The organism is Stenotrophomonas sp., from assembly GCF_036662295.1.
In the GTDB taxonomy this organism is placed as follows: Bacteria; Pseudomonadota; Gammaproteobacteria; order Xanthomonadales; family Xanthomonadaceae; genus Stenotrophomonas.
The window spans coordinates 1-8,934 of record NZ_JAVWXA010000083.1 but is presented as its reverse complement, the minus strand read 5'-3'; the positions used below and the strand labels follow the sequence as shown (position 1 = coordinate 8,934).

The 8,934-nt window shown below is 70.1% G+C and carries 6 protein-coding genes; all 6 read right to left on the bottom strand.

Annotated elements, in window-relative coordinates:
• Positions 1-591: 591 nt before the first annotated feature.
• Genes RSA25_RS14680 through RSA25_RS14655 form a run of 6 tightly spaced genes read right to left on the bottom strand, consistent with a single transcriptional unit; the run spans position 592 to position 8,532 of the window.
• On the bottom strand, positions 592-1,305 hold the full coding sequence (locus RSA25_RS14680; RefSeq protein WP_332809595.1) for a response regulator transcription factor: 714 nt from the start codon (positions 1,303-1,305) through the stop codon (positions 592-594).
• Positions 1,292-3,952, bottom strand: a complete 2,661-nt coding sequence (locus tag RSA25_RS14675; RefSeq protein WP_332809594.1) for a sensor histidine kinase KdpD — start codon at positions 3,950-3,952, stop codon at positions 1,292-1,294. The genes RSA25_RS14680 and RSA25_RS14675 overlap by 14 nt, the downstream gene beginning before the upstream one ends.
• A 37-nt stretch (positions 3,953-3,989) precedes the next feature.
• Entirely contained in the window at positions 3,990-4,634 is a 645-nt protein-coding gene (gene kdpC, locus RSA25_RS14670; protein WP_332809593.1) for a potassium-transporting ATPase subunit KdpC, read from the bottom strand.
• Positions 4,631-6,667, bottom strand: a complete 2,037-nt coding sequence (kdpB, locus tag RSA25_RS14665) for a potassium-transporting ATPase subunit KdpB (protein WP_332809601.1) — start codon at positions 6,665-6,667, stop codon at positions 4,631-4,633. The genes kdpC and kdpB overlap by 4 nt, the downstream gene beginning before the upstream one ends.
• A gap of 41 nt (positions 6,668-6,708) precedes the next feature.
• The gene (gene kdpA, locus RSA25_RS14660; RefSeq protein WP_332809592.1) at positions 6,709-8,427 is read right to left on the bottom strand and encodes a potassium-transporting ATPase subunit KdpA; all 1,719 of its coding nucleotides are present in this window, start codon (positions 8,425-8,427) and stop codon (positions 6,709-6,711) included.
• Between the two features lie 12 nt (positions 8,428-8,439).
• Positions 8,440-8,532 (bottom strand): potassium-transporting ATPase subunit F, encoded by a 93-nt coding sequence (locus tag RSA25_RS14655; protein ID WP_017355708.1) that lies wholly within the window; start codon positions 8,530-8,532, stop codon positions 8,440-8,442.
• Between the last annotated feature and the right edge of the window lie 402 nt (positions 8,533-8,934).

Sequence of the window (8,934 nt, the reverse complement as noted above, 5' to 3'; positions counted from 1 at the left end):
GGTCGCATCCCAATCGACCGCCGTGAAACGGCCAACGTTCGATGGCGGCATGACCGCAAATCGAAATGCGCCTCTCCGCCAGGTGTTCACGCCACAACCGGACGCGGCAACCATATCGGCGGTCGATCGGGATGCGACCCTACCGGGGACACCGACAACGCAACACGCTGGTAGGGTCGCATCCCAATCGACCGCCGTGAAACGGCCAACGTTCGATGGCGGCATGACCGCAAATCGAAACGCGCCTCTTCGTCGGGTGTTCATGCCACACCCGAATGTGGGAACCATGTCGGCGGTCGATCGGGATGCGACCCTACCGGTGACACCGACAACACGCCGGTAGGGTCGCATCCCAATCGACCGCCGTGAAACGGCCAACGCTCGATGGTGGCATGACCGCAAATCGAAATGCGCCTCTCCGCCAGGTGTTCATGCCACAACCAAACGCGGCAAACACATCGGCGGTCGATCGGGATGCGACCCTACCGGGAGCCCGGTCCGCGCATGCGCAGACGATCCCTGCCGCACACCGACAATTCGCCCCCACCTGGCGTGTACCGGCACACCGGTAACGGGGATTCCCCGGCCGCCTCACCCCTTGAACCGCAAACCCACGCCCGGTTCGGTGAACAGGTAGCGCGAGTCCAGCGCCGAATCGCCCAGCTTGTGCCGCAGCTTGCCCACCAGGATGCGCAGGTAATGGGTGTCGTGCTGGTGGGTGGGCCCCCAGATTTCCTGCAGGATCTGCGGCTGGGTCACCACGCGCCCGGCATTGCGCAGCAGCAGCGACAACAGCGCGTACTCCTTGCGGGTCAGTGCCACCGGCACGCCCGCCAGGTGCACCTCGCGCCGCACCAGGTCGATGTGCAGGTGCCCGTCATCGAACTGCGGCAGCACCCCCTCGCTGGACACCGTGCGCGAGCGCAGCAGCGCCCGCACCCGCGCCATCAGTTCCTGGGTGCCGAACGGCTTGGTCACGTAGTCGTTGGCGCCGTTGTCCAGCGCCCGCACCTTCTCGGTCTCACCGGCGCGCACGGTCAGCATGATCACCGGCACCTGGCTCCACTGGCGCAGCTCGGCCAGCACCTCGTGGCCTTCCATGTCCGGCAGGCCGATATCCAGGATCACCAGGTCCGCACCCTCGCTGACCAGCGCTTCCAGTCCGGCCTGCCCGGTGGCGGCCTGCACCACGCGGTAGCCCTGTGCGCGCAGGCTGATGTCCAGGAAGCGGCGGATCTGTGCTTCGTCATCGATCACCAGCACGCATGCCGGCGGCACGCCTTGGGTAGGGTCAGGAGGGGTCATCGTCATCGGCAGGGTGGGGCTGCAGCAGCGGCAGCGTGATGCGGATCAGGGTACCGCGTCCGTCGCGGCCCGGCAGCGCCTGCACACTTCCGCCGTGTGCGCCGATCATGCCCTGGCAGATGGTCAGCCCCAGCCCGGTGCCATGCCGGCCCCGGTCGCCGCGCTCCACGCTGTAGAACATGTCGAAGATGCGCGCGCGCTCGTCATCGGGAATCCCCGGGCCGGCATCCAGCACGTCGATGCGCAGCTCGCCCTCCACCCGGCGCGCCTGCACCTCCACCGCCGCACCGGGCGGGGAGAACTTGGCCGCGTTTTCCATCACGTTGAACACCGCCTGCTCCACCAGCGCCGGGTGCACCCAGATCGGGGCCAGCGTGGCCGGGATGTCGAGCTTGAGCTGCACCGCCGGCTGGTAGCGCTGCAGCCGCCTGGCGGCCGAGCCCACCAGCTCGTCCACGCCGATCCAGTCGCGGTTGATCTGCAGCCCTTCGTGGCCCAGCCGGGTCATGTCCAGCAGGTTCTGGATGTAGCGGTCCAGCCGCTCGCCTTCCACCAGGATGGTGTCGAGCAGGGCCCGGCGGTCCTGCGCGTCCATCGCCTCGCTGTAGCTGGAGAGGCTGTCGGCCGAGCCGATCATCGCCGCCAGCGGCGAGCGCAGGTCGTGCGACACCGAGGACAGCAGCGCCGAGCGCAGGCGCTCGGTCTCGTTGCTCACATGCGCCTTTTCCAGCGCGGCCACCAGCTGGGTGCGCAGCGCGGCCTGGGCGATGTCGTCCACCATCGCCTCGGCCAGCTGGCGCTGCTCGGGCGTGAGGCGCGGCGCGTTGCGCGCGAAGCGCATGCCGGCCACGCCGATCGCGCGCGCTTCGCCGTCCAGCAAGGGCAGGCACCACCATTCCGCGCCGGCCAGCGTATCGGTGAAGCGGCCGCTGGGTTGGCCGTGGCGCAGCGCCCAGTCGGCGGCGGCCAGGTCGGTGTCACCGGGCGCGGCACTGCCACTGGTGCTGGTGTCCTGGCCGATGCGCAGCCAGGCCGGTGCATCCATCGCCTGTTCCAGCGCCTCGCGCCCGGCCTGGGCCACCGCTTCGTTGCTGGCCGCGCGGGCCAGTTGCCGGCCCAGCGCCTGGCGCGCATTGGCGTGCCGGTTGGCGGCGCGCAGGGCCAGCACCTGCATGCGCAGGCGCGAGGCCAGTCGCCCGGCCACCAGCGCGGCGGCCAGGAACAGGAACACCGTGATCACGCCCTGGCGGGCACTGATCGCAAAGGTGAAACGCGGGGCGATGAAGAAGAAGTTGTAGGCCAGGAAACACAGCGCCGCGGCGATCACCGCCGCGCTGGTACGGCTGCGCGCGGCCACCATCACCACGGCCACGATGAACACCATCGACAGGTCGTACAGCCCGATCCAGTGCTCGGCCACCACCGCCACCAGGCACGCCAGCGCGGTGGCGCCGATCGCCAGCAACGTGTCCTGCCCGGTGCTGCGGGTGGGCATCGACAGGCCGGTGCGGCGCGCGCGGGCGCGCGCCTGCGGCGTGCCGATGATGGTGATCTCGTAATGCGCGCCGCGCTGGATCAGCTGCTGGGTGAGGGTGCGGTTGAGCATCCGCGCGATCGGGCGCTCGCGGGTGCGGCCCAGCACCAGCGTGGAAACGCTGTTGTGCGCGGCATGGTCCAGCAGGGCATCGGCGATGCTGGAGCCGTGCAGCAGCTCGGCCTCGCCACCGAGGCGGCGGGCCAGCGCAAACGCGGCGTCGATCTCGCGCCCGGTGGCCTCGTCGTTGCGCCGGCCCTGCACGGTCACCACCGTCCAGGGCGCATCGCGACGCTCGGCGATGCGCCTGCCCACGCGCACCAGGTACTCGCTCTGGCCGCCGCCATCGATGGCCACCAGCACACGGCGGCGCAGCGGCAGGTTGCCCTCGCCACGCGCGGCACGGGTCTGGCGCAGGCTGCTGTCCACGCGGTCGGCCGCTTCCTGCATGGCCAGCTCGCGCAGCGCGGTCAGGTTGGCCGGCGAAAAGAACGCCTGCAGCGCCTGCGCAGCCTGTTCGGGTACATACACCTTGCCCTGCTGCAGGCGCTCGATCAGCTCGCGCGGCGGCAGGTCCACCAGCACGATGTCGTGCAGGTGGTCCAGCACCGCATCGGGCACGGTCTCGCTCACGCGCACGCCGGTGATGCGCATCACCACGTCGTTGAGGCTTTCCAGGTGCTGGATGTTGACCGTGGTCCACACATCGATGCCCGCCTCCAGCAACTCCTCCACGTCCTGCCAGCGCCGCTCGTGGCGGCTGCCCGGCACGTTGCGATGGGCCAGCTCGTCCACCAGCACCAGCGCCGGATGGCGGGCCAGCACCGCGTCCAGGTCCATCTCGCCCAACACGTGCTGCTGGTACTGGCGCTGCGCCAGCGGCACCTGCGGCAGGCCATCCAGCAGGGCGGCGGTCTCGGCGCGGCCGTGGGTTTCCACCAGCCCCACCACCACGTCCACGCCACGGCGCAGCTGGTCGTGCGCGCGGGTGAGCATGCTGAAGGTCTTGCCCACGCCCGGCGCGGCGCCCAGGAACACGGTGAGCTTGCCGCCGGCCTCGCGTTGCAGGCGTTCGACCAGGGCATCGGCCTGGCGGGTGCGTGGATCGTTCATGGGTGGCGATTGTGCGCCTGGCGGCGCGATCCTGGCATCACGGCGCGCGCTGCAGGTCATCCAGCGCCAGGTTCAACGTCACCACGTTCACCCGTGGCTGGCCGAACACGCCCCATTGCGGGCCCTGCGTATGCGCCTGCACCAGTGCGTCCACGCGCGCGGGCGGCAGCCCACGGCTGCGGGCCACGCGGGCCACCTGCACCTGCGCGGCCGCCGGCGACAGTGCCGGGTCCATGCCCGAGCCGGACTGGGTGACCAGGTCGCTTGGCACCTGCGAAACGGGTACGCCCTCGCGCGCGGCCACGGCGGCGATGCCGGCCTGCACGCGTTCCTGCAGGGCCGGGTTGCTGCGCGCCAGGTTGCTGCCGGCCGCCGCCATCGGGTCGAAACCGGCCGCCGACGGCCGCGCCTGGAAATAGCCATCGCCGTTGAACGGCTGGGCGATCAGCATCGAGCCGCGCACCTGGCCATCGCGGATCAGCAGGCTGCCATCGGCCTGCGCGGGAAACAGCAGCCGGCTGGCACCGGTGGCGGCCAGCGCGTAGGCCAGGCCGAGCAGCAACAGGCTGGCCAGGCCCAGCATCACGGCCGGCCGCCACGAGCCCTGGTGTTGCAGGGTATCTGCCGCGGCGGCAGAAGCGCGCGCGGTGCGGGGCAGGGAAGGTGCGATTGAGCGGTTCATGCGCCGAATACCGAGACAAGGAGAAGGTCGATCAATTTGATGGCCGCAAACGGCAGCAGCACGCCGCCCAGGCCATACACCAGCATGTTCCGGCGCAGCAGCGCGGTGGCCGTGGCCGGGCGGAAGCGCACCCCGCGCAACGCCAGCGGGATCAAGGCCGGGATAACCAGCGCGTTGAAGATCAGCGCCGCCAGCACCGCGTTGCGCGGGCTCGACAGCTGCATCACGTTCAATGCCGCCATCGCCGGCAGGGTGGAGGCGAACAGCGCCGGCAGGATCGCGAAGTACTTGGACACATCGTTGGCCAGCGAGAAGGTGGTCAGCGCACCGCGCGTGATCAGCTGCTGCTTGCCCACTTCCACCACCGCCAGCAGCTTGGCCGGGTCCGAATCCAGGTCCACCATGTTGCCGGCTTCCTTGGCCGCCTGCGTGCCGGAGTTCATGGCCAGGCCGATGTCGGCCTGGGCCAGCGCCGGGGCATCGTTGGTGCCGTCGCCCACCATCGCCACCAGCCGCCCGCCGGCCTGCTCGGCGCGGATGCGCGCCAGCTTGTCTTCCGGGCGGGCCTCGGCGATATAGTCGTCCACGCCGGCTTCGGCGGCGATGGCCGCGGCGGTCAGCGGGTTGTCGCCGGTGATCATCACCGTGCGGATGCCCATGGCGCGCAGCTGCGCGAACTTCTCGCGCATGCCGTGCTTGACCACGTCACTGAGCTCGATCACGCCCAGCACGTGCCGGCCTTCGCACACCACCAGCGGCGTCGCGCCGTTGCGCGCCACCTGTTCCACCCGGCCCGGCAGCTCGGCCGGCACCGTGCCACCCAGCTCGCGCACATACGCGGTGATCGCATCGGCGGCGCCCTTGCGGATGCGCCGGCCGCCGTCCAGGTCCACGCCGGACATGCGGGTCTGCGCGGTGAAGGCCAGGTAGTCCGCACGGTCCGGTTCGGTCGTGGTGCAGCCCTGCTCGCGCGCCAGGCGCACGATGGACTTGCCCTCCGGGGTGGGGTCGGCCAGCGAGGACAGCAGCGCCGCTTCGCGCAACTGGGTGGCGTCGATCCCGGCCAGCGCATGGAAGTGCGTGGCCTGGCGGTCGCCGTGGGTGATGGTGCCGGTCTTGTCCAGCAGCAGCACGTCCACGTCGCCGGCCACTTCCACCGCCTTGCCGGATTTGGCCAGCACGTTGGCGGCCAGCGCCCGGTTCATGCCGGCGATGCCGATGGCCGGCAGCAGCCCGCCGATGGTGGTGGGAATCAGGCACACCAGCAGGGCGATCAGCAGCAGCGGGTCCACCTGCACGCCCACGAACGCGCCGATCGCCGGCAAGGTCGCCACCACCACCAGGAAGGTGAGCGTCATCGCCGCCAGCAGCAGGGTCAGGGCCACTTCGTTCGGGGTCTTCTGCCGGTTGGCACCTTCCACCAGCGCAATCATCCGGTCCAGAAAGCTGTGGCCCGGCTCGGCGGTGATGCGCACGATGATCTGGTCGGACAACACCTTGGTGCCACCGATCACGCCGCTGCGGTCGGTGCCGGCCTCGCGTAGCACCGGCGCCGATTCACCGGTCACCGCCGCTTCGTTGATGGTGGCCAGGCCCTGCACGATCTCGCCATCGGCGGGAATCAATTCGCCGGCGCTCACGATCACATGGTCACCGGGGCGCAGCTCGGCCGCCGGCACCTGGGTCTGGCTGGCGCCGGCATGCGCGGCGGCCAGCCGGCGCGCGCTGAGGTCCTGCCGCGCGCGCCGCAGCGAGGCAGCCTGGCCGCGTCCGCGGGCTTCGGCCACCGCCTCGGCGAAATTGCCGAACAGCACCGTCAGCAGCAGGATCGCGGTCACCGCCAGGCCAAAACCCAACGGCGCGTTGCCGCTCAGGGTGACCACCAGGCTGACCAGCGTGCCGGCCATCACCACGGCCATCACCGGGCTGTGCAGCAGGTGGCGCGGGGACAGCTTGAGCACCGCATCGCGCAGGGCGCGGCGCCAGCCGGCGCCGTCAAGCAGGCGCTGGCGGCGATGGGAAGAAACGTTCAAGGAATTGGTACTCACGGAAGAGGTACTCACGGCATCAGGTCTCAGTGCTGCAGCAGCGAGAGGTGGTCGGCCACCGGGCCCAGCACCAGCGCCGGCATGAACTGCAGCACGGTCAGGACCACGATCAGCGCGATCAGGGTCAGGGCGAAGGTCGGGGTCTCGATCTGCAGCGTGCCCGCCGATTCCGGCGCGCGCCGCTTGGCCGCCAGCTGCGCGGCCACGATCAGCGGAATCACCAGCACCGGATAGCGGCCCAGCAGCAGCACCAGCGTGCAGCTCAGGTTCCACCACGGCGTGGCATCGCCCAGCCCCTCAAAACCCGAGCCGTTGTTGGCAAACGCCGACACGTACTCATAGAAGACCTGGCTGACGCCGTGGAAACCCGGGTTGGAGGTGCCGGTGATCGAGGGGATCGCCAGCGTCAGCGCGGTGAAGCCCAGGATGGTGATCGGCTGCAGCAGCACCAGCAGCGCCAGCAGCCGCACCTGCGGGGTTTCCAGCTTGCGGCCGAGCAGTTCCGGGGTGCGGCCGGTCATCAGCCCGGCCAGGAACACGCCCAGCAACAGGTAAACAAAGAACTGCTGAAGGCCGCAGCCGATGCCGCCCCAGATCGCGCTGACCAACATGTTGACCATCGGCACCGCGCCGGCCAGCGGGCTCAGCGAGTCATGCATGCCGTTGACCGAGCCGTTGGAGACCTGGGTGGTGACGGCGGCCCACAAGGCGGTGCCGTCCGCGCCGAAGCGCACTTCCTTGCCTTCCATCAACAGCGGGCTGGCCGCCGCGGCCGAGTGGCCCTCCAGCCATACCGTGGCCGCCACCGACACGCTGGACATCGCCAGCATGCAGCCGAACACCAGCCCGGCCAGGCGCTTGCGCCCGGTGAAGGCGCCCAGCATGAAGATCACGCAGATCGGGATCAGCAGGATGCCGATCAGTTCCAACGCGTTCGACAATGGGGTGGGGTTTTCCAGCGGCATCGCGCTGTTGGGGCCATACCAGCCACCGCCATTGGCGCCCAGCTGTTTGGCCGCCACCATCGCGGCCACCGGGCCAAGCGGCAGCTTCTGCGCGTCCATTCTGGCGGCCGCATCGATCGGCGTCGCCTGCGGGCCGGCGGCCAGCGTAGCCGGCACGCCCTGGCTGGTGAGCAGCACCGCCCACAGCAGGCACAGCGGCAGCATGAAGCGCACGCAGGCGCGCACCACGTCGGCGTAGTAGTTGCCCACGTCCACGCGGCGGTCATCGCCCTCCGGGCTGGCAGGCTGGGCGTCCACCGTCTCCGGGCGTGCCCCGAACAACGCACGCAGCGTGGCCACCGCCAGCGCCAGGCCCATCATCGGCGTCACCACCTGCAGGCCGGTGATCGCGGTCATCTGCGAGAAGTAGGACAGCTGCGCCTGGCCGGAATAGTGCTGCTGGTTGGTGTTGGTCAGGAACGACACCATCGTGTGCAGCGCCGTATCCCAGCGCATGTTGGGGATCTGGTCCGGGTTGAACGGCAGCCATGCCTGGGTCATGAGCACCGCCTGCACCAGCACGGCGATCACCACGTTGCTCAGCACGAAGGCGCCCACATAGCCGCGCCAGGACATGCCGCGCCCCGGGTCTACGCCCAGCAGCCGGTACAGCGGTTTTTCCACCCAGGCAAACAGCGCATCGCCGCGCATCGGCGCGCCGCGCATCACCCGGGCCAGGTACAGCCCAAGGGGAAAGGCCAGCACGATGCTGGCCAGCAGGATCAACAGGATCTCGGTCATGGTCGGCTCCGGTCAGAACGCTTCGGGCCGAAGCACGACATACAGCAGGTAGGCGGCGGCGACGAGCACCAGCACGCCGCACACCAGGGAAAGCCAGGCAGGCATGGTCGGGGCCTCAAACGCAGGAAGGGAACGCGGCGGTGCAGGGCGCACCGGCGGCAGGGAGTACGGGCAGAAACAGGCGCATGGGACGTCCAGGTGGAACCACTCCACATCAGGTGCCCATCGTCGGCCGCCCCGGCATAAAGGCGCCACGCCACGGGCTGTGCCCCCGCGTAAAAAGTGCATAAACAATGGTCGGGCCGGCGTCCCGGCGACGCCCCCAATCCGCGCACCGTCCCGCTGGTGCCGACCGCTGCCCGGCTCCCCATGCCCCCACCCAGCCCGGTAGTGCCGGCCGCTGGCCGGCTCCCCATGCCCCCACCCAAGCCCGGTAGTGCCGGCCGCTGGCCGGCTCCCCATGACCCCACCCAAGCCCGGTAGTGCCGGCCGCCGGCCGGCTCCTCA